This window comes from Kitasatospora sp. NPDC092286, from assembly GCF_044755565.1.
In the GTDB taxonomy this organism is placed as follows: domain Bacteria; phylum Actinomycetota; class Actinomycetes; order Streptomycetales; family Streptomycetaceae; genus Kitasatospora.
In genome coordinates this window covers 147112-166669 of the sequence record NZ_JBIVRD010000002.1, presented here as the reverse complement: position 1 = coordinate 166669, position 19558 = coordinate 147112, and the positions used below count along the sequence as shown (strand labels likewise).

The 19558-nt window shown below is 72.3% G+C and carries 20 protein-coding genes; 10 read left to right on the top strand and 10 right to left on the bottom strand.

Going from position 1 to position 19558, the window contains the following annotated elements; all coding sequences use genetic code 11:
* Positions 1–119: 119 nt before the first annotated feature.
* The 3 genes from ACIQIB_RS03465 to ACIQIB_RS03455 are packed head-to-tail and all read right to left on the bottom strand — an operon-like array spanning position 120 to position 3975.
* A complete protein-coding gene (locus ACIQIB_RS03465) occupies positions 120–587 on the bottom strand; it encodes a DUF742 domain-containing protein (RefSeq protein WP_363606391.1) in 468 nt (155 codons plus the stop codon).
* A gap of 8 nt (positions 588–595) precedes the next feature.
* Positions 596–1015: a roadblock/LC7 domain-containing protein gene (locus ACIQIB_RS03460; protein ID WP_363606390.1), complete on the bottom strand. Its 420-nt coding sequence runs from the start codon at positions 1013–1015 to the stop codon at positions 596–598.
* Positions 1012–3975, bottom strand: a complete 2964-nt coding sequence (locus tag ACIQIB_RS03455; RefSeq protein WP_400756447.1) for a nitrate- and nitrite sensing domain-containing protein — start codon at positions 3973–3975, stop codon at positions 1012–1014. The genes ACIQIB_RS03460 and ACIQIB_RS03455 overlap by 4 nt, the downstream gene beginning before the upstream one ends.
* A 577-nt stretch (positions 3976–4552) precedes the next feature.
* Here ACIQIB_RS03455 and ACIQIB_RS03450 point away from each other — a divergent pair.
* Together ACIQIB_RS03450 and ACIQIB_RS03445 are read left to right on the top strand one after the other, a co-directional pair.
* Positions 4553–6382, top strand: coding sequence for an AMP-dependent synthetase/ligase (locus ACIQIB_RS03450; RefSeq protein WP_400649544.1), 1830 nt, complete (start codon positions 4553–4555; stop codon positions 6380–6382).
* Between the two features lie 207 nt (positions 6383–6589).
* Positions 6590–7726, top strand: a complete 1137-nt coding sequence (locus ACIQIB_RS03445; RefSeq protein ID WP_400756446.1) for a polysaccharide deacetylase family protein — start codon at positions 6590–6592, stop codon at positions 7724–7726.
* Positions 7727–7769: 43 nt separating this feature from the next.
* Here the strand turns inward: ACIQIB_RS03445 and ACIQIB_RS03440 are convergent, their stop codons facing one another.
* Complete coding sequence (locus ACIQIB_RS03440; protein WP_400756445.1) at positions 7770–8471, bottom strand: aminoglycoside phosphotransferase; 702 nt, start codon at positions 8469–8471, stop codon at positions 7770–7772.
* Positions 8472–8835: 364 nt separating this feature from the next.
* Between ACIQIB_RS03440 and ACIQIB_RS03435 the strand changes: the two genes are divergently transcribed.
* The 4 genes from ACIQIB_RS03435 to ACIQIB_RS03420 all read left to right on the top strand — a co-directional run bounded on the left by ACIQIB_RS03435 (position 8836) and on the right by ACIQIB_RS03420 (position 10660).
* Positions 8836–9702: a helix-turn-helix domain-containing protein gene (locus tag ACIQIB_RS03435; RefSeq protein WP_400756443.1), complete on the top strand. Its 867-nt coding sequence runs from the start codon at positions 8836–8838 to the stop codon at positions 9700–9702.
* Positions 9699–9926, top strand: coding sequence for a DUF397 domain-containing protein (locus ACIQIB_RS03430; RefSeq protein WP_363606384.1), 228 nt, complete (start codon positions 9699–9701; stop codon positions 9924–9926). The genes ACIQIB_RS03435 and ACIQIB_RS03430 overlap by 4 nt, the downstream gene beginning before the upstream one ends.
* Before the next feature lie 354 nt (positions 9927–10280).
* Positions 10281–10436, top strand: coding sequence for a Scr1 family TA system antitoxin-like transcriptional regulator (locus ACIQIB_RS03425; RefSeq protein ID WP_363606383.1), 156 nt, complete (start codon positions 10281–10283; stop codon positions 10434–10436).
* Positions 10433–10660: a DUF397 domain-containing protein gene (locus ACIQIB_RS03420; protein ID WP_363606381.1), complete on the top strand. Its 228-nt coding sequence runs from the start codon at positions 10433–10435 to the stop codon at positions 10658–10660. The genes ACIQIB_RS03425 and ACIQIB_RS03420 overlap by 4 nt, the downstream gene beginning before the upstream one ends.
* Positions 10661–10782: 122 nt before the next feature.
* Here the strand turns inward: ACIQIB_RS03420 and ACIQIB_RS03415 are convergent, their stop codons facing one another.
* Positions 10783–11118 carry an ATP-binding protein gene (locus ACIQIB_RS03415; RefSeq protein WP_400756441.1) on the bottom strand — a complete coding sequence of 112 codons (336 nt, stop codon included), beginning with the start codon at positions 11116–11118 and terminating at the stop codon, positions 10783–10785.
* Here ACIQIB_RS03415 and ACIQIB_RS03410 point away from each other — a divergent pair.
* The gene (locus ACIQIB_RS03410) at positions 11015–11251 is read left to right on the top strand and encodes a hypothetical protein (protein ID WP_400756610.1); all 237 of its coding nucleotides are present in this window, start codon (positions 11015–11017) and stop codon (positions 11249–11251) included. The two genes, ACIQIB_RS03415 and ACIQIB_RS03410, sit on opposite strands and share 104 nt — an antisense overlap.
* 195 nt (positions 11252–11446) lie before the next feature.
* On the opposite strand, the gene ACIQIB_RS03405 is transcribed toward ACIQIB_RS03410, so the two are convergent.
* The 4 genes from ACIQIB_RS03405 to ACIQIB_RS03390 all read right to left on the bottom strand — a co-directional run bounded on the left by ACIQIB_RS03405 (position 11447) and on the right by ACIQIB_RS03390 (position 16105).
* Positions 11447–11986, bottom strand: a complete 540-nt coding sequence (locus ACIQIB_RS03405) for a DUF6221 family protein (RefSeq protein ID WP_363606365.1) — start codon at positions 11984–11986, stop codon at positions 11447–11449.
* Between the two features lie 16 nt (positions 11987–12002).
* Entirely contained in the window at positions 12003–13241 is a 1239-nt protein-coding gene (locus ACIQIB_RS03400; RefSeq protein WP_400756440.1) for a helix-turn-helix domain-containing protein, read from the bottom strand.
* Positions 13242–13331: 90 nt separating this feature from the next.
* Positions 13332–14465: a DNA-binding protein gene (locus ACIQIB_RS03395; RefSeq protein WP_363606362.1), complete on the bottom strand. Its 1134-nt coding sequence runs from the start codon at positions 14463–14465 to the stop codon at positions 13332–13334.
* Between the two features lie 431 nt (positions 14466–14896).
* Entirely contained in the window at positions 14897–16105 is a 1209-nt protein-coding gene (locus ACIQIB_RS03390) for an FAD-dependent monooxygenase (RefSeq protein ID WP_400756439.1), read from the bottom strand.
* Positions 16106–16293: 188 nt separating this feature from the next.
* On the opposite strand from ACIQIB_RS03390, the gene ACIQIB_RS03385 reads away from it, so the two are divergent.
* Positions 16294–17271, top strand: a complete 978-nt coding sequence (locus ACIQIB_RS03385; RefSeq protein WP_400756438.1) for a TetR/AcrR family transcriptional regulator C-terminal domain-containing protein — start codon at positions 16294–16296, stop codon at positions 17269–17271.
* A 27-nt stretch (positions 17272–17298) separates the two neighbouring features.
* On the opposite strand, the gene ACIQIB_RS03380 is transcribed toward ACIQIB_RS03385, so the two are convergent.
* A complete protein-coding gene (locus tag ACIQIB_RS03380) occupies positions 17299–17703 on the bottom strand; it encodes a DUF3224 domain-containing protein (protein ID WP_363606356.1) in 405 nt (134 codons plus the stop codon).
* Between the two features lie 108 nt (positions 17704–17811).
* On the opposite strand from ACIQIB_RS03380, the gene ACIQIB_RS03375 reads away from it, so the two are divergent.
* Together ACIQIB_RS03375 and ACIQIB_RS03370 are read left to right on the top strand one after the other, a co-directional pair.
* Positions 17812–18804 carry a helix-turn-helix transcriptional regulator gene (locus ACIQIB_RS03375; RefSeq protein WP_400756436.1) on the top strand — a complete coding sequence of 331 codons (993 nt, stop codon included), beginning with the start codon at positions 17812–17814 and terminating at the stop codon, positions 18802–18804.
* Between the two features lie 246 nt (positions 18805–19050).
* A complete protein-coding gene (locus ACIQIB_RS03370; protein WP_400756435.1) occupies positions 19051–19518 on the top strand; it encodes a hypothetical protein in 468 nt (155 codons plus the stop codon).
* Positions 19519–19558 lie beyond the last annotated feature (40 nt).

Below are 19558 nucleotides of genomic sequence, written 5' to 3'. Positions count from 1 at the left end.
CGACGGCCGGTCCGCCGCGCCAGCGCGGATCGTTGGCCCCCGGGCCGGCGGGAACGGCGGCACCGGTACTACCGGCGGCACCGGGACCGGGACCGGAAAAGGCGGCGGAAGCAGCGGCGTCAGAGCGCACGGAGTCCATTGATCACGTCTCGCAGCAGGCGCTCGTCCGGCAGCTCGGCGAGCGGAACGGGTCGGGTGACGCTGATCAGCTCGGCGTCGTAGAGGTCGCCGAGCAGCACCCGGACCACACTGACCGGCAGGTCGGTGTAGGAGCCCAGCTCGGCGACGGACAGCGGCTCCCGGCGGCACCAGGCCAGGATGGTCTGGTGCTCCGGGTCGAGCACGTGCGCGGGCACGGCCCCCGAGCCGGGTCCGGGCTCGACGGCGGTGATCAGCGAGATCAGGTCGAACAGGCCGTCCTCGACCGGTCGGGTACGGCCCCGGGTCATCGAGTACAGGCGCACCACCGGGCCGGCGTCGTCGTCGAACCAGCGCTCGTCGACCGGGGTGCGCGGCCGGAACAGGTCGACCTCGGGCTCGTCCCCGCCCGGGTCGTCCCGCTCCCGCCTCGGCTCGTCCTCCGCCATCGGACCGCTCATCTCCCCGGCGGGGCGGTCTCGGTGCGCGGCTCGGCGGCCAGGTGCTCACCGACCCGCTTGACCAGCAGGGCCATCTCGTAGGCGATCTGGCCGATGTCCGCCTCGGCCTCGCTGAGCACGGCCAGGCAGCTGCCGTCGCCGGCGGCGGTGATGAAGAGGAACGCCTCGTCCAGCTCGACCATGGTCTGCCGGACGCCGCCGACCTTGAAGTGCCCGCCGGCGCCCTTGGCCAGGCTGTGGAAGCCGGCCGCGACGGCGGCCAGGTGCTCGGCGTCCTCGCGGTCGAGGTCGCGGGACGCCCCGGTGGCCAGTCCGTCGCTGGACAGGATCACCGCGTGCCGCAGGGCCGCGACGCGCCCCACCAGGTCGTCCAGAAGCCAGTTGAGGTCCCCGGACGGCTGCGTCGAAGTGGTCATGAATCTGTTCCTTCCGCTGGAGCGGGTGGTGCGGGTGGTGCGGGTAGTACAGGTGGTGCGAATCGTGCCGGCGGTGCGGGTGGTACGCGGCGCGCCAGGGGGGCCGACGCGCCGCCGGACGGCGCGGGCAGAGCGGCCGGCGCGGGCGCCGGGGAGATCGCCCGGCGGGCCGGGTCGGGCGGGCTCCAGGTGGGTACGGCGGCGGGCCGGACGGACGATCGGGACGATGCGGCCGGCGTGCCCGAGGCAGGCGGGGTGCCCGTACCGCGGCCTCGGGTGAAACCGCGCTGGAAGGAGGCGAAGGTCGCCCGCGCCTCTTCCGGCGAGCGCTCGCGGGCGGATTCGGCACCGCCCGCGGCCCGCTCGGCCTCCTGTCCGGCACGTTCCTTGAGCTGCGGGGCGAGGTTGGCCTGCCGGATGCGGCGCGGCAGGGCACCGTCGGCGGGCCGCCGGTCGGCGGGGCCGGAGTCCGCTGGTCGGGAGCCCACGACACCGGGGTCCACCGGGCCGGCGTCGGCAGGACCGACGTCAGCAGGACCGGAGCCCGCCTGCGGCACACCCGTCCGGCGGTGCCGGCCGGTGCCGGACACGGTCTCACCGTTCGGCGCGGGCACCAGCACCGGCCCGCCCTTGACCCGCGCCCGGCGCGGCAGACCGCCCGGCGTCCGGGTCGGTTCGGGCGCCGACGGACGCGGCCCGCCACTCCCCCGGTGCCGCCCGCCCTGCGCCGCCTCGGCCGCACGGCCGCCGCCCCGGGCACCATCGGCGCCCTCCGCACCGAAATCGCCGGAATCACCTGAATCACCGAAATCGCCGAGGCCACCGGATCCGCCGGCCTCGCCGAGGCCACCGCCCTCGCCGCCCAGCGCGGGCACGGCGACCAGGTCCCGCTGGCCCCGCCGGGCCTGGGCGGGCCTGGCCTGGGCGGGCCTGGCCTGGGCGGGCCTGGCCTGGGCGGGCCTGGCCTGGGCGGGCCTGGCCTGGGCGGGCCTGGCCCTGCCGCCGACGGCGGACGCGGCGGACACGGCCGACGCGGCGGCAGGGGGTTCGGGCAGTCCGTCCGGCGCCTCCGCCAGCAGCTCGCGCGGGATCAGCACCACCGCGGTGGTCCCCCCGTACGGCGAGGGCCGCAGATGGACCCGGATGCCGTGCCGCCGGGCCAGCCGGCTGACCACGAACAGCCCCAGCCGGTCGGTGTCCGCGAGGTCGAACTCCTGCTCCACCGCGAGCCGTTCGTTGATCTCGCCGAGTGCCTGCTCGCTCAGTCCGAGCCCCCGGTCGTCGATCTCCAGCGCGAAGCCGTGCGCCACCACCTCGCCCTGGACGGTGACCTGGGTGCTCGGCGGGGAGAACACCGCCGCGTTCTCGACGAGTTCGGCGACCAGGTGGGTGACGTCCGCGACCGCGCTACCGAGCAGCCCGGTGCCGGGGAACGGCCGGACGGTCACCCGGGCGTAGTCCTCCACCTCGCCGACGGCGGCGCGCACCACGTCCACCATCCGCACCGGCTTGCGCCAGGCACGCCCCGGCGACCCGCCCGCCAGGATGATCAGGCCCTCGGCGTGCCGCCTCATCCGGGTGGTGAGGTGGTCGACCTTGAACAGGTCCTCCAGCTCCGCCGGGTCCTCGGTGCGGCGCTCCATGGTGTCCAGCAGGGTCAGCTGGCGGTGCAGCAGCACCTGGCTGCGCCGGGCCAGGTTGACGAAGACCGCCGCGACGCCGCGCCGCAGTTCGGCCTGCTCGACCGCGGCCTCGACGGCGGCCCGCTGCACCGCGTTGATCGCCCGTCCGACCTGCCCGACCTCGGCCGGCCCGAACTGCAGCTCCGGCGCCTCGGCCGCGACGTCCACCGCCTCGCCACGCCGCAGCCGCAGCATCACCGAGGGCAGCCGGGTACCGGCCAGTTCGTTCGCCGCGTTGCGCAGGCCGATCAGCTCGCGAACCATGCCGCGGCCGATCCGGTACGAGATCATGATCGAGAGCACCACCGCGACCAGGCCGATCGCACCGGCGATGCCGCCGCGCCAGAGCAGCCCGATCGCGTACGAGCGTTCGCGGTCGCCGAGGCTGCCGGCCAGCCGGGAGTTGATCGCGGCGAGGTCGTCCAGCGCCCGCTCGGCGGTCTCCCGCCAGGAGTCGCCGCCGATCGCCCGGACCACCCGGTCCGGGCCGCCGGCGCCCACGAAGTCGGCCTCGGCACGGGCCAGCGCGGCCCACGCCTCGCCGCCGCGCAGCGCGATGTAGTCGGCCTGGTCGACCGGGTCCAGCTCGGCGATGTAGACGGTGAACAGGGCCTGCTGGTTGTGCAGGGCGTCCAGCGCCACCTGGTACTGCTCGGCGGTGACCCGGCCGGTGGTGGTGCGCAGCCCCTCCATCGCCGCGTCCTCCTGCGCGAGGTACTCGCGGGCGCGCACCAGTTCGTTCAGGATCGTTCCCTGGCGGGGCAGTTGGCCGCTCTGGCGGGCGACGTAGGCGGACCGGAAGCCGAAGGTGGGCTTGATCAGGTCGCTGTACTGACCGAGCGCGAACTCCCAGTTGAGCGCCGTACGGTTGATCTGGCCGCGCAGCGGGGCGAGTTGGTCGGCGGCGGCGAGGATCTGCACATAGCGGCCGCGCTGGGCCGCGTCCAGCCGGCCGGCCGCGCCGCTGTCCTTCTTGACCCGCAGGACGGCGAGGTCACGGTCGGTGACCGCCTGGGCCTGCTCGAAGGCGTCCCGGGCGGCCCGCGAGCCGGGGTCCGCCAGCCGCTGGACGGCGGCGCGGCGTTCGTTCTGCAGGTCGTCGGCGTACCGGTCGACCGGCGTCCCGAACTCCTTGTACGTACTGCTGACCTCCAGCTGGGTCCAGACGTCTCCGGTGGTGGCGAGCGTCGCGTACACCCACAGGGCGGTGAGCGCGACGATGGGCACCAGGAGCAGCGCGATGATCTTCGCGCGGATCGAGCTGCTGCGCAGACGCATGGAGTCCTCGGTCGGGAAGTGCCAGGCGCGGACGGGGAGCGGTTCGAGGCTTCGGGAGCCCGGACGGAGGTCGGCTGACGGTCGGCTGGGGGGGTGGCTGCGGGTCGGCTGTGTGTCAGGATCTCGGCCGGATCACAGTCGGATCGCGGCGAGATCGCAGTGAGATCGCGGTCGGCTGGAGGCCGGCTGGAGGTCGGTTCGCGGACGGGTCGTGGGCGGGTCGTGGACGTCGGATCGGGCCCGGCCGGGAGGGCCCCGGTCGCAGGTCTGCGAGAGCCTACTACGCCCTGACCACTCGTTCGAGGGTCGAATGCCCACTCTTCGCACCCCCGCCCTGATCATGTCCGAATCATCCCCGACATCCCGGATTCACCCATCACGCGCCCTGCCCGGACCGCTCCCCCCGGCGGCACTTTCCCCACGCGCCGGTGCCGATCTCGTCGCGTCACGGTCACAACCCTGGGCAGTGGCAGAGCAATCCGATAGTTTCGCTGCACCTGCCCGACCGTCCAGCGCGCCGCCGATCCGGACGCCCCACGGGCCCGGCAGGCAGGGCCGCAACAGGATCGGGGGCGATGTGCGCGAGTTCACCACCCCCGCCCTGGACCGGCCCCCGGCCGCCGGCGGACTGGCCGACTCGCTGTACGACACCGCCGAACGCACGCCCGAACTGGTCCAGCTGGCCCGCCAGGACGAGGGCTCGCAGGAGTGGCGCGAGGTCACCGCGCTGGCCTTCCGTGACGAGGTGCTGGCGCTCGCCAAGGGCCTGCTGACCCGGGGCGTGCGGTACGGCGACCGGGTCGCCCTGATGTCCCGCACCCGCTACGAGTGGACGCTGTTCGACTACGCGCTGTGGTCGATCGGCGCGATCCCCGTCCCGATCTACCCCACCTCGGCGGCCGAGCAGGTCCGCTGGATCCTCGCCGAGACCCAGGCGGTGGCCTGCGTGGTCGAGGACGAGGACCACGCCATGACGATCGGCGCGGTCTGTGACGCGCTGCCGGACCTGACCGGCATCTGGCAGCTGGACCGCGACTGCGTCACCGCGATCACCGAGGACGGGCGCGGGGTGCCCGACTCGCTGGTCCACCGCCAACGGCTCGGCGTCGCCGCCGAGAACATCGCCACCATCGTCTACACCTCCGGCACCACCGGCCCGCCCAAGGGCTGCCTGATCACCCACGCCAACCTGACCGCCGAGGCCGACAGCCTGATCGGCGGCTGGGCCGACGTCTTCCAGGACACCGGCGGCGGCCAGCCGTCCACCCTGCTCTTCCTCCCGCTGGCACACGTCTACGCCCGGGCCGTGCAGGTCGCGGCGATGCGCGGCGGGTTCCGGCTCGGCCACCTCCCCGAGGTCTCCACCGACGTCCTGTTACCCGCCCTCGCCTCCTACCGGCCCACGTTCCTGCACGCCGTGCCCTACATCTTCGACAAGATCTTCCAGCAGGCCCGGCGCTCCGCCGAGCGGGCCGGGCGGGGCGAACTCTTCGAGCAGGCCCGGCAGGTGGCCGTCGACTGGGCCGCCGCCCGGGAGCGCCGCGCGTTCGGCCACGGCCCCGGCCCGGGCCCCAAACTGCGGTTACGGCACCTGGCGTACGAGCGGACCGTCTACCAGCGGCTGCGGTCCGTGCTCGGCGGACGGGTGCGCACCATGGTGTGCGGCGGCTCGACGCTCCGGCGGGAGCTCGGCCTCTTCTTCACCGGCATCGGCCTCAACATCTACGAGGGCTACGGCCTGACCGAGACCACGGCCGCGATCACCGCCAACCCGGCCGGGCGGCAGAAGCTCGGTACGGTCGGCCACCCGCTGCCCGGCGCCTCGGTGGCCATCGCCGACGACGGCGAGGTGTGGGTGCGCGGCGGCAGCGTCTTCGGCGGATACCTCAACCACCCGCGCTGCACGGCCGAATCGCTGCACGACGGCTGGTTCGGCACCGGCGACCTCGGCTCCCTGGACGAGGGCGGCTACCTCTCCATCACCGGCCGCAAGAAGGACCTGATCGTCACCAGCAGCGGCAAGAACCTCGCCCCCGCCGCCCTGGAGCAGCGGGTCCAGGCGCATCCGCTGGTCTCCCAGTGCCTGGTGGTCGGCGACGACCGCCCGTACGTGGCCGCGCTGATCACGCTCGACCCGACGGCGCTCGCGCACTGGCTGAAGAGTCACGGGCGCGGGCAGCTGGACACCTGGGCGGTGCTCGCCGACGAGGAACTGCACGCCGAGATCCAGCGGGCGGTGGCGGCGGCGAACACCGCGGTCTCCCGGGCCGAGTCGATCCGCGCGTTCCGGCTGCTGCCAAGGGAGTTCAGCCAGGCCCAGGGGCTGGTCACGCCCTCGCTGAAGCTGCGGCGAACGGTGATCACGGAGTTCCACCGCCAGGACATCGAGGAACTGTACGTCCCCTGACGGTTCGTCTTGTCCCCTTTGTCGTCGGCCGTACGGCGATCGTTCGACCTGCCGCTCCCTTGACGATCCGAGTGGTCCAGTCCATTGTTTTGCCTCGGTCTGAGTGCGGCACGCCAACGGCTCCCGCCCCTCGGGGAGCGCCCCAACCCGTTCCGACGCGCCCTCCCCACGGGTGCGTTTCCCCCACGCAGGAGTCCCCACTTGTCCATGTCCTCGCGCCTGTCCGCGCTCGCCGCGTGCGCCGCGCTCACCGTCTGCGGCCTCGCCTCCCCGGCGTCCGCCGACACCGACCCCACCAGCCCCACCGCCCCCGCCGCTCCCACCGTCAACCTGGCCACCAACCCCGGCTTCGAGATCCCCGCCTCCTCGCTCGCCGACTGGGGCAGCGTCCCCGGCTGGAGCTGCGCCGGCGGCCCCGCCGAGGCCGCGGCCACCACCGCCGCCCCGCACTCCGGCGGCTCCGCGCTCACCGTCACCCCGGCGGGCGACAACTCCACCGGCGAGTGCGCCCAGACCGTCTCCGTCCAGCCCAACACCACGTACACCGCCTCGGCTTGGGTACGCGGCAAGTTCGTCTACCTGGGCGCCACCGGCACCGGCCGCGACGTCGCCCCCGCCTGGACGGAGAACACCAACGGCGGCTGGCAGCAGCTGACCACCCGTTTCACCACCGGCCCCACCGCGCGCACCGTCCGGCTGTACGTCCACGGCTGGTACCAGCAGGGCCCGTTCTCCGTCGACGACGTCCGGGTGGACGGCCCGGCCCCCGCCCCGGCGACGGCCACCCCGTCCGTCCCGACCAAGGACAAGGTCGTCTTCTTCACCGTGGACGACGGCTGGCAGCGCACCCCTGAGGCGGAGCAGTTCATCGCCGACCACAAGCTGCCGATCACCGCCTTCCCGCTGCCGATGCCGGCCGCCGCCGACCCCGGCTTCTTCCAGCGGGTCACCGCCGTGCCCGGTTCGTCCATCCAGGACCACAGCGTCTCCCACCCGGACCTCACCACGCTCTCCCCCGCCGAGCAGCAGGTCGAGATCTGCGACGCCCGCGACTCCCTGACCCGCACCTTCGGCACCGCCCCCACCGTCTTCCGCCCGCCCTACTTCACCTGGAACGCCGACACCCTCCAGGCCGCCGCCAACTGCGGCATGCGCACCGTCCTGACCGCCGACGCCGACTTCAGCTGGGGCGCTTCCAACGTCTGGCACGAGGGCCCCTTGCAGCCCGGCGACATCGTCCTGATGCACTGGACCGACACCCTGGCCACCGACCTCCAGCGCGCCCTGGCGGCAGCCGACGCGGCCGGCCTCAAGCCGGCGGGCCTGGCCTCCTACCTGCGCTGACTCCTGGGCGCGCCGCCAGCCCCGGGGGGACCGGCGGCGCGCCTCACAGCATCGGGCGGTCCCCGGAGAGACGGTGCGCATACCACCTCCGGGCCGCCCCGCCCATGACCCGATCCCCTTGCCGGCACCGCACGTTGGCCAGGGCGAAGGCATCCAGCACCTCGGGGTCGAGCTCCTCCCACGCCGGGATACCGCAGACCCACGCCTCGGCGTACGCGGGCTGATGCCGGCCGACGGCGATCAACTGGAGCACCCACGACGCCGCCTCGATCCACGCGGCACCCCGGGTGGCCGACCCCCAGCCGACGAGCCGCGTCCGCCCGCCCCGGATCAGGACGTTCCGGCAGGCGAGGTCAGTGTGCAGCAGCACGTCCCCCGCGAACCGGGCGAGGAGCCCCGGGTCGTCCACATACTCCGCCCACCGGTCCTCGGCCAGCGGCAACGGAACATCCGGACAGCGCAGTTGACCCATCCGCCGGACCACCCGGGACAGCTGCCGCAGATCCCGCGAGTCCTGCCCGTACCCGGCAGGGCGACCCGCGGCGTACTCGAACCCGAGCAGCCGCCAGCCGTCCGCCTCCACCTGCCAGAGAAGCGCGGGCGAGAACGATCCGACGGCCGCGTTGACCGCCGCCTCACGCCACAACCCCTCCGCACGCGGATCACCGACCCGCACCCCCTTGACGAAGACGGACACCCCACCCGCCGTCACGATCCGAACGGCGAGTTCGCAACCCAAGTCCACCCCAGCAGACTTCACCGAAAGGACGGGACAGTCGAGCCTCGCTCCCACGGCACCCCGGACAGACTCGGGCAGTTCGTCCCAACGGACTTGACGGCTGATCGAGAACTCGGACACGAGGGCTCCCAAGGTCATAAATTTGCACCTAGCCAGCAGGCCAGCACGGCCCAGGCCAGTCGCACCATAGGGCCGACTCCCTGAACACCGCCGCTCAGCAGCTAACTTTTCACCACAGTAACTAGCCAACTACCGATAGTCAGCAGCTTGCCTGACGTCAAGGCGTGGTCGCAAATTTTTGACCGACTCCTTTGGAGTGAACCAGAGCGAAGCATCCGCCAGCGCGCGCCGGGAGTGCAACACTGCGCGTATGCCGAACTCACCCCTGGTGCCTACCGTCCGTCGCCGTAGGCTCGGCTCGACGCTCCGTCACTTCCGCCACCAGGCAGGACTCACCCTTGAGGAGGCCGCCGAGGTGATGGGCTGGAAAGCCCCGAAGCTGTCGAAGATCGAGAACGCCACCCAGTCGATCAGGCCGTCCGAGGTCACCCAGCTCCTGAAGGCCTACGGACAACACGAGACCGAAGTGAGCTCGGCGCTGGAGGGTCTCGCCCGTGACGCGGGGAAGCGAGGGTGGTGGCAGACCTATCGCGGGGTACTCGTCCCGACCTACACGGACTACATCTCGCTGGAGGAGGATGCCGAAAGTATCCGCGCGTATGCCCCTGGAGCGATCCCCGGCCTTCTGCAGACGGTCGCCTACGCCCGCGAGACCATCGCCGCAACCACCAACCGCACCCCTGAGGAAGTCCTCTCCCTCGCAGAGGTCCGCCAGGCCCGCCAAGTCGTTCTCAGCCGCTCAGAAAATCCGGTGCACCTGTGGGCCATCATCCACGAAGCTGTCCTACACCAACGGTTCGCCATAAAGCCTGTCATCATGCGCGAGCAGCTACGTAATCTCCTTCATGTCTCGAACCTGCCGAACGTCACGATCCAAGTCATGCCACTCAGCTCTACGCCCCACCCAGGAAGCGCGGGCCCTTTCAGCCTGATCAGATTCCGGGGCCCGGTCCCAGCTGTTGTGGTCTTGGAGAACCTGATCGGCGCGACCTACATTGAGGACGCCCACGGCGTGAAGAGCTACACCACCGCGTATGAGCGGATCGTTGCTGCAGCTTTGTCTCCTGACGACTCGCTCGCACTGATCGCACACCTAGAAAAAGGAAAACGGACATGAACGCCGAGTCCTCCAAGGCCGAGCTGTACGCCATCGACCTCTCCAACGCGGCCTGGACCAAGTCCTCTGCCAGCGTGGGCGAGCATGAGTGCGTCGAGATCGCCGTCCTCCCCAACGGCGCCCGCGCCGTGCGCGACTCCAAGAACCCCGACCGCCCGGCCCTCCTGTTCACCGAAACCGAGTGGCACGCCTTCCGCACCGGCGTCATCGCCGGCGAACTCTGACGCCCAGCTGTCCACGATCGAGCCACCGGCCACCCTGAGTCGAGACGCCTCCGCCCGGCCGCCACTCACGCGGGCGCCAGCCCCGGTCAACACAGCCAACGACGCACCCGACTGATGTGACTCACCGGCGGCCGACGGAGAGTCGGCCGCCGGTGGTAGGGAGCGGCCGACACCTCACGAAACCGGCTATGGGCCGGTCAAACACCGGTGCTACCAGGCACTTCCCGCCCCCGCGGACGCGAACGGATCCGGCAAGATCCGCCATACAAACTCCGCATCGAGCGCCGGCCACGGCTGCCGCAGTTCACCGCGCGCAGCCGACGACAGCGCGTCCTGATCGGCTTTCCCGGGGTCGTGGTGTTGGAGAACCTGCTCGGCGCGACCTACATTGAGGACGCCCACGGCGTGAAGAGCTACACCGCCGCCTACGAGCGGATCGTCGCCACCGCGCTCTCCACAGACGACTCCCTCGCACTCGTCACACGCCTACACGAAGGAACACGCACATGAGCACCGATTCCTCCAAGGCCGACCTGTACGGCACCGACCTCTCCAACGCCAACTGGACGAAGTCGTCGGCCAGTGCGGGTGAACACGAGTGCGTCGAGATCGCCGTCCTCCCCGGTGGCGCCCGCGCTGTCCGCGACTCCAAGAACCCCGACCGCCCGGCCCTGCTGTTCACCGAAGCCGAGTGGCACGCCTTCCGCACCGGCGTCATCGCCGGCGAACTCTGACAGCCGGTTGTCCACGATCGAGCCACCGGCCACCCGGAGTCGAGACGCCTCCCACCCGGCCGCCACTCATGCGGGCGCCAGCCCCGGTCAGTACGGCCAACGACGCACCCGACTGATGTGACTCACCGGCGGCCGACGGAGAGTCGGCCGCCGGCTGCGGGAAACCGCCGACACCTCACGAAACCGGCTACGGGCTGCGCTCCAGCTGTCGCTTCGTCTGCTCCTGGTCGTCCCCCGTGAGCCTCCTCGACCAGGCCCTTCGCCAGGGCCAGTCCCCAGCCGCCCGAACCGTTCGGAGCAGGCAGGGCCTTGGGGCGGAACGGGTGGGCATCCGCGACGGAAACCGTCAACTCGGTGTCATCCGTGCTCAGTTCGACCTTCACGGTCGGCGAGATCACCGCCGCGTGCCGGGCGGCGTTCGTGACCAGCTCGCTGACGCTCAGGCAGGAGGTGGCCACCAGCTCGTCGTCCAGACCCCAGCCTTCGAGGACCTTCCTGGTCTCCCGGCGGGACGCGCTCGGCGATCGACAGGACCTGGAAGACGTGGATCATCGCGTCGGCGGACATCACAGCCCCTCCCTTCCGGGGTGACTCGGCAACCCGGCATCACCGAAGGTAAGCGAGAGAACACGCTGCGGTGTTCACGGCTGTGAACACACCGCCCCGGACAGCGATCAGGGGCCCTCCCTGATGGGAGAGCCCCTGATCAGGCATCAAAAAGGGTTAGCTGTCGAGTACGGATGAACGTGCCCGGCCGAGTGTGACTTCGACGCGCCCAGGCGGCCGTCACGGCTCGCGCAGCGTCCAGGCCGGGTCGTAGTCGGGGTGTTCCCGGTAGGCCATGGCCAAGGCCCTCACCGCGTCCCGCAGAGCCTCGCGGGCCGGTCCCGGTTCCGCTTCCTCGAAGAGGTTGATGACCATGTAGCGGCTGTCGGCGTTCAGGATCGCGGGCCAGGGACCCCAGGTGGCGATGTGGTCGGCGACGACCCGCAGCGAGGTCTCCACCACCAGTTCATCGTGGCCGTCGACAACTCGCTGGCTGCGGCGGGGCCAGTGCCGCCAGGGAGTGATCCCCGCCGCCGCGGCTGCCGCCAGTTCCTCCTCCAGGCGGTCGTGCAGGAAGACGACGACGGGCTCGTGCGGGCCCTCGTCTTCGGAGTCCCTCGGGCCGCCGTAGGACTCGCGGGCCTTCCGTCCGCTCGGGCCGTCGGCGGGGCAGTAGGTCAGCCACCCCCGTTCACCGCGGATGAGCACTCCGCCGCCGGGCGGAACGTAGGTCTGGCAGCCGGCGGCCGCGCAGACCGCCCCGTACTTGTTCGTCGCCACCGGGCAATTGTGCAGCTCAGAACTGCAGGCCCATGCGGTGGGCCAGCCCTCGCAGATCCCGGGCGGCATGCGAGGGCAGCTGGCGGTCGAGCAGGTCGGAGACGGTGTCACGCACCAGCGCGTTGGCGTGGATACGCTGGGGCGCGACATGCTCGGCGGCCAGCAGCGCGGCGACGGCCTCGGCGTCCCGGCCGCGAAGGTGCGCGAGCGAGCGGCCCAGGTCCGCGCGGAAGGCCGCCTCCCGGCCTGGGGCGGACAGGATCTGCGGGCGGACGCCGCCGCCCGCCGCGACCGCCTTTCCGTGCAGGCCCAGGTCGGTGTTCAGGCTCACCTGGTGGATGCCGACGTTGGTCGGCCCGAAGTTCAGGTGCCATGCCTTGGTCTCGCCGGTGCGGGCGGCCAGGCTGGCGGCCTCCACCAGGTGCTGGTTGACCTCGTGGGTCCGCTCGGCGCCCGAGCGGCGGACATCCTGGGTCAGACAGGTCGCCTGGATCAGGTGCAGCTCGCCCAGCAGCGCGTGCGCGGCCGGGCTCACCAGGCGCCGCTCGACCTCGGCAGCGGCCTGTCCGGCGCGGGCCAGGGCCTGGGCCGGGCTGCCGGCGGCCATGAGCACGTGGGTGTGGAAGAACCCTGACAGCGCGTGGTAGATCGGGTCGTCCAGCTCGGCGATCGCCTCCGCCGCCCGGGTGACTGCGATGAACGCCAGGTCGGTGTAGCCAAGGTTCTTCAGCAGCAGCGTGCAGGCCGGGTGGTAGGCGTCCGCCAGCAGCCGCAGCAGCACCTGCCGCCGCGGACCGGTGGCCGCATCGGCCGCCGCGTGCAGATCCCCAAGCAGGCCGGGAAGCACGTCCGCGACCTGGCCGTACTCGCAGGAGTGATAGAGCCGGTTGGCCTCGGCGACCCGCTCGGCCAGCACGCCGACCGGCTCGGCCGGCGGCCCCTGGTCCGGAGGCAGCCCCAGGTTCATGCCCATCAGCGCCAGGCGAAGGGCCGGGATCGCCTCGTGCGCGCTCGCGGTGGACGGGTCGGCGGGAGCGTAGGGCTGGCCGGTCAGCTCCGAGGGTGCGATCTGCAGGGCCTCGGCCAGGGCGTTGATGTGCCCGGTGCGGTCCAGGTGCCGCTGGCCGTTCTCCACCATCGACAGGAAGCCGGCCGACAGCCCGGACAGCCCGGCCAGCGTCCGCAGGCTCATCCCTCGCTGACGGCGGGCCAACCGCAGCCGCTGGCCGATCTGCTGGGCCTGCTCTTCGCTCATCACACCCCACCCTCGCAGTTCCGGTGACCAAGCCGTAGCGTAGGGCGACCGCGGGGTCCGCCGGGACAGGTTTCCCCGAACCGGGTGCCGTCACCGCACTCCGGCCCGCTCCGCGATTCGCCGGATCGTCTCCGCGGACGCAGGGTCGTGGGTCTGGGCAGGCAGCACGGCCAGCAGCTCGCGAGCGAACGAGTCCAGACGCACCCGCAACGGCGCCAGCTCCTCGGCCGCGGCGAGGTTGGCCGCCGTCTCCTCAAGACGGCCGAGCCGGGCGTGAGCCAAGGCGGCGGCCACCATCACCGAGGCACGCCAGGCCGGCTCCAAGGCATCCAGATCCGCGCACCGGGCATGCTCGACCACCTCGTGCGCCGCTCCGCTCTCCACGGCGACCACGACCCGGGTGGCCGCGACCACCGCGCCCGTCCGGGAGTCCTCCGCTTGACCGGCCGCCTGGTCAAGCAGCCCATCGGCCGTCTCCCGCCGCCCGGTGACGGCGTGCGCGAGTGCTTCCACCAGCGGCAGGCCCTGCCCGCCCCCGGCGGCCCTGGCCCGCTGGAGGCGGGCGAGGGCGTACTCCGGCAAGGCCATGTCGATCAGCAGCCGGGCCTCCTCAATGAGGACCTCCACCGGCTCGGGGCCGCCAGGCCGGGCGGTGTGCAGCAGCATCCAGGCCAGATCCCGATAGCCCAGGCGCCGCAGCAGTCCGGCCGCCGCGACGTGTCCCAGCATCCGCAGTTCCGCCGCCCGCTCCCGGCCGGCCTCCGAGCGCGCCGTCGCGGCGATGCTGTCGGCCAGACGGATCGCGCCCGGCAGGGCAAGCGCCAGCGCGTACTCGTCCCCGGCCGCCTCGGCGGCCAAGGCCGAGGAGGTACGGGCGTCAAGATCGTCCACCGACCCGGACAAGGACGCCGCTGCGGATCCGGCGATCTCGCGCCGCAGCTCGAAGGCCACGGCCCGCACCGCCGCGTGCTCGGGGCCGGCCGGGGGGTAGGGCTGCCCGGTCAGATCGGTGGCGTCCAGCCGCAGGGCCCCGGTCAGGGCGGCCAGCTCACCGCGGCGGTCCACCCAGTTCCGGCCGCTCTCCAGAAGGGCGATGCGCTCGGACGGGATCCGGGCACGCTCGGCGAGTTCGCCGACGCTCACCGCCCGCCGCACTCGCCAGGTGGCCAGATTCCTGCCTATCAGGCTTCCGCCGTCCTGATCGCTGTGTCCGTCGTGCCTCACGGGGCCTGCTCGATCCTCTGCCGTCGCGTCCGCTGCCAGCCGAAGGCGGCTCCCTCCGGTCAGCGAAGGCCCCCGTGTGAGCGCATATGCCCTTCACCCGCACCACAGTAGTGACCCTGGCTCACCTGAAGTGCAGGCCCCGGTAGCACAGGGCAGGGATCTCACAACGGGAGACTCGACGAAGCCTGCGCGTCCTGGCACCTGGCCGTCGAAGACTACCCACGCGTCCAGTCCGGCCTAGCCGACGACCGCATCCGCGCAATGCTCGCCGCCCTCAGACCTCACAGCAAGAGGGGAGCGCGCCCGGGAACTCCACGAACGCGCACGGCAGATGACCGCCGCAACCGAACGACCGGCCCGACCCGGGCGAAGGAGCACGGCGGCGCCGTCCCGGCGAAGGCCGTTCGCCCCGGCCGCGCCCGCGCCGGGTACTACAGCGCGGGTGCGTGACCGTACTCGGGCAGGGTGATGTCTCCGGCCTTGGCGAACTGCGCGGCAAGCAGGTTCCGCATCGGCCAGCGGTTCATCGAGCGCATCGAGAGGTCCCGCAAGCGGATGGCGAGCGCGCTGGAGGGCGCGTATCCCGAAGCACCGCCGGGCGGCAGTCGCTGGGCCTGGCCGACATAGGGGCGCATCACCCGGTCGTAGTTCCGGAAGGCGGCACGGTGGTCTCCGTCGGCGGTGGCGAGCTCGCCGGCCAGCACGTAGGCGCCGACCAGGGCCACGCTCGTTCCCAGACCGGTGAGCGGCGTCGGGCAGTAGCCGGCGTCACCGAGCAGCACCACCCGGCCGCGAGACCAGTGGTCGAGCCGCACCTGGCCCATGGAGTCGAAGAAGAAGTCCGGCGCGGTGCGCATCGCCCGCAGCAGCCGCGGAACCTCCCAGCCCGCACCGGCGAATCGGTCGGCCATCATGTCCTGCTGCGCGGCGGTGTCGTGGCGGTCGTAGGCGATCGGTGGCGACCGGAAGCTGAGGCCGGCCTTGATCTCTCCGGGGAGGCGGCCCGGACGGGCCGACGCGACGAGCCCGCCCGGTGCGTTGTACATCTGGAACCAGCCGTCGAGGTCCAGCTCATCGGTGGCCGTGAACCAGGCGGTGTACACGTTCAGCGGGCGGACGTACGCCGACTCCGGGCCGAAGGCCAGTGCGCGCACCGCGGAGTGCAGCCCGTCCGCCCCGACGACCAGGCCGTATCGACGCGGCTCGGCTTTCTCGAAGGCGACGGTGACGCCGTCGTCGTCCTGGTCGAGCGCGGTGATGGTGTCATCGAACAGGTACTCCGTCTCCGGCAGGGTCGCCTCGTACAGCAGGCGGCCGAGGTCGCCGCGCAGTATCTCGATCTCCGAAATGATTCCCTCGCCGCCGAAGCTGTCCGCCGTCATCCGGGCGGTGTGCCGGCCGGAGGCGTCGACGAAGGCGATGCCACGCTGGTCGACGCTGGTCGCCCGCGCCTGCTCCAGCAGTCCCATACGCGCCATCACGGTGCGCCCGGCGCCGCGCAGGTCCACGGTCTGGCCGCCCGGCCGCGGCGCGGGCGCGCGCTCGACGACGGTGACGGTGATGCCTGCCCTGCGCAGCCAGTACGCGAGCGCGGGCCCGGCGATGCCGGCGCCGGAGATGAGTACGTCGGTGTTCCCCATAGCGCCGAATGTACGGCGTACACATGAGATCAGACAAGCCAGGAAACCATTGCCACCAAGGCGAGTTGACCCTTAGGTGCACTAGTGCTGGAGCGCCTGCTCCACCCGGACGGGCACGGTTGGGGAGAACACCGAGCTGGGGACTAGGGTGGTGCGCGTTCAGGTGCACTAGTGCGGAGGGGACGCCGGTGAGCGGACAGCGAGCGCCACGCTGCGGCCAGATCGTCGCCGAACTGCGGCAGCGGATCGAGGCGGGCGAGCTCGCACCGGGCGACCGGGTGCCCTCGACCCGTGAGATCACCCGGCAGTGGGGCGTCGCGATGGCGACCGCGACAAAGGCGCTCACCGAGCTCCGCCGCGAGGGCCTGGTCCGCGCGGTCCCGGGCATCGGCACAGTCGTCGAAGCCGGGCGCCGCCCCGTGGGCACCGGCCCGCTCCCGGCCTCGCCGCACCCGGACACACCCGCCGCCCCGGCATCGTCCACCCACCGAAAGCGCGGCTCGGACCAGACGCTGACGGTCGGGCGGATCGTCGCTTCGGCCGTCGCGGTCGCCGACGCGGAGGGAGTCGCCGCGGTCTCCATGCGCCGGGTCGCCGCCGATCTCGGGGTCGCGACCATGTCGCTGTACCGGCACGTGGCCGACAAGGACGACCTGCTGATGCGGATGCTGGACGCGACCCTCTCCCAGTGGCCGTTCCCCGCCGATCCGCCGGAAAGCTGGCGGGACCGGCTCACGCTGGCCGCCCGAACGCTGTGGGACATGTTCCGTCGCCACCCGTGGCTCGCGCCGACCCTGTCGGTGACCCGGCCCCAGCCCGTCGCCGGCGCACTGCCCTTCACCGAGTGGGTGCTCACCGCCCTGGACGGCCGCGGTCTGGACCTGCAGACGATGTTCACCACCCACCTCACGTTGTTCAACTACGTTCGCGGCACCGCTGTCAACGTCGAGCTGGAGGCGGAGGCGGAGGCCCTCAGCGGCCAGAACAACGAGGAGTGGCTGGACACCCAGGAGCCGGTGTTCCAGGCCATCCTGGCCACCGGCCGATTCCCCACACTCGCGCGGCTCACCACGGCCGGGTACGACTTCGACCTGGACGAGCTGTTCGAGTTCGGCCTGCAACGCCTCCTCGACGGCATCGCCGCACTCCTCGAGGAGACGCCCTGAGCCGACGCCGCTGGCACCGCCGGGCGGTCAGCCCAGCTCGTACCCGAAGGTGTACTCGACGGCGGGCGTGCCGTGGCGGGAGGTGAAGCTCCCCGTCCCGCGCAGGCCGGCCAGTTCGCCCGTGCCCGAGCCCGGCACCACCTCGAAGGTGCAGCGGGTGGCCTCCGCGTCGAAGGTGCCGCGCTCCTCCAGCGCGAACGAGCCCTTGCGGCCGTCGACGGCACCCGTCACAACCTCCATGCCGGTGAACGTGCCGACGCTCTCCCCGACATACACGATGGCGTACTCGCAGGTGGTACCGGCCGCTTCGATGCCCCCGGTGAAGCTGTTGGCGACGGAGGCATGGGCGAGCCTCGGCGTTCCGTCGGCCGGGCCGACCGGGGCCTCCTCCCAGTTGGCGAAGGTGAACCGGCCGCTGGTCTGCGTGGGCATGCGCGTTCCTTTCGATCCGCCGCACGGCCTGATCCGTGCGGCGAGGCGTGATCAGCTTCCCGCCCGTACCTGACACCTCGTGTCAGGTACGGGCGACACAATGGCCCCATGCGCGCCGACCGGCTCCTCTCCCTCCTCCTGCTGCTCCAGACCCGTGGCCGGATGACCGCCCCCGAACTCGCCCGCGAGCTGGAGGTTTCGGTCCGCACCGTCTACCGCGACATCGAGGCCCTCGGCGCCTCCGGTGTCCCGGTCTGCGCCGACCGCGGCCCCGAGGGCGGTTACCGGCTGCTGGACGGCTATCGCACCCGGCTCACCGGGCTCACCGATGCCCAGGCCGGGTCGCTGTTTCTGGCCGGCGCACCCGGCCCGGCGCGGGAGCTCGGCCTCGGCGCCGACCTCGCCGCCGCCCAGCTCAAGCTCCAGGCCGCCCTCCCCGCCGAACTGGCCGGGCGCGCCCGGCACATCCAGGACCGCTTCCACCTGGACGCGCCCGCCTGGTTCCGGGAGGCCGACCCGGTGCCGCACCTCGCGCAGATCGCCGAAGCCGTCTGGGAGCAGCGCCCGCTGCGCACCCGCTACCGCCGCTGGCGCGGCGAGGTGGACCGCGAGCTGCACCCGCTCGGCCTGGTCCTCAAGGGCGGCATCTGGTATCTGGTCGCGCGGGCCGGCGAAACCGTCCGGACGTACCGGATCTCCCGATTCCTGGCCGTGGAGACGGAGCCGGACGCCCCCGAACGGCCGGACGCCTTCCATCGGCCCGCCGGCTTCGATCTGGCCGCCTACTGGCAGGAGTCGTCCCGGCGGCTGGAGGCCGCCTGCCACCGGCAGACGGCCCGGGTCCGGCTCTCCCCGCTCGCGCAGAAGCTGCTGCCGGCCCAGTTCGGCTCGGCGGGTCTGCGCGCGCTGGAAGGGGCCTCCCAGCCGGACGGGGCCGGCTGGGTGGAGGCGGACCTGCCCGTCGAGACGGAGTCCGTCGCGGTCGGCGACCTGCTCCGACTCGGCGCGGAGGCCGAGGTCCTGGGCCCGCCCGGACTGCGCGCGGCCGTCGCCCGCACGGTCGCGGCCCTGGCGGACCGCTACCCGGACACGGGCTGCTGACCTCCTCGATCCGTGCCTGGACGCGCCCGGCGATCCTCCCCAGGAGCTGGCTGTCGCGGTTGTCGTCCGCGCGGGCCCTCCGCGCGGCCGGGATCCCACCGCGGTGTCCGGCCACGGCTCCGGGCCTCAACAGACCACCGACCCCCTGCCATCAGGGATTTCGCGGCCCCGCCGCACTCGCCTCCGGTATCCAGGTGTGCCCCCTCCGTGGCCGAAGCGCGATCCGCCCTGGCGAGACTCGTGCGCATGAGGGATCGGGGAGTTCACACGCTGTACTGGGGGCTGGGGTCGGTCGTGACGGTGCTGCTGCCGGGCGGCTGCACCCCACCGGAGCGGAGTATCACCGGCATCACCGTCGAGAACGGCCAGCCCGTGGTGCTGCTGCGGACCTGTGGCGACGAGGCCTACGATTTCATCACCGTCTCTGAACACCGCAGCGACTCACGGCTCAGCTTGACGCCGCAGAAAGCCCACGGGGCCACCTCGTTCCCGCTGTTCCAGCCGCCGGCCGGCTGGTCGGCCGAGGGCACCACGCCACCACCGCTCACCGACGGGACGTCTTACAACATCAGTGTCCGCACCACGGAACCGGCCCACTCCTGGCTCAGCTTCACCCCACTGGACATCTCCGGCCTGAACCCCGGCCAGGTCTGGGCGGGCGGCAGGACCTGGGCGATCGAGGAGTTCGACCGCCACGTCCGGGATCAGTGCTGAACGGTGGCGCGCGGGCCGGCGCGGCGGATGTGATCTCCCT

Bases quoted from the DNA above. Each gene is read 5' to 3' on its own strand.
- ACIQIB_RS03375 (WP_400756436.1), top strand. From the start codon at position 17,812: ATGCGCGCCGACCGGCTCCTCTCCCTCCTCCTGCTGCTCCAGACCCGT.
- ACIQIB_RS03420 (WP_363606381.1), top strand. From the start codon at position 10,433: ATGAGCACCGATTCCTCCAAGGCCGACCTGTACGGCACCGACCTCTCC.
- ACIQIB_RS03390 (WP_400756439.1), bottom strand. From the start codon at position 16,105: ATGGGGAACACCGACGTACTCATCTCCGGCGCCGGCATCGCCGGGCCC.
- ACIQIB_RS03380 (WP_363606356.1), bottom strand. From the start codon at position 17,703: ATGCCCACGCAGACCAGCGGCCGGTTCACCTTCGCCAACTGGGAGGAG.
- ACIQIB_RS03460 (WP_363606390.1), bottom strand. From the start codon at position 1,015: ATGACCACTTCGACGCAGCCGTCCGGGGACCTCAACTGGCTTCTGGAC.
- ACIQIB_RS03370 (WP_400756435.1), top strand. From the start codon at position 19,051: ATGAGGGATCGGGGAGTTCACACGCTGTACTGGGGGCTGGGGTCGGTC.
- ACIQIB_RS03445 (WP_400756446.1), top strand. From the start codon at position 6,590: ATGTCCTCGCGCCTGTCCGCGCTCGCCGCGTGCGCCGCGCTCACCGTC.
- ACIQIB_RS03465 (WP_363606391.1), bottom strand. From the start codon at position 587: ATGGCGGAGGACGAGCCGAGGCGGGAGCGGGACGACCCGGGCGGGGAC.
- ACIQIB_RS03430 (WP_363606384.1), top strand. From the start codon at position 9,699: ATGAACGCCGAGTCCTCCAAGGCCGAGCTGTACGCCATCGACCTCTCC.
- ACIQIB_RS03400 (WP_400756440.1), bottom strand. From the start codon at position 13,241: ATGAGCGAAGAGCAGGCCCAGCAGATCGGCCAGCGGCTGCGGTTGGCC.
- ACIQIB_RS03455 (WP_400756447.1), bottom strand. From the start codon at position 3,975: ATGCGTCTGCGCAGCAGCTCGATCCGCGCGAAGATCATCGCGCTGCTC.
- ACIQIB_RS03435 (WP_400756443.1), top strand. From the start codon at position 8,836: ATGCCGAACTCACCCCTGGTGCCTACCGTCCGTCGCCGTAGGCTCGGC.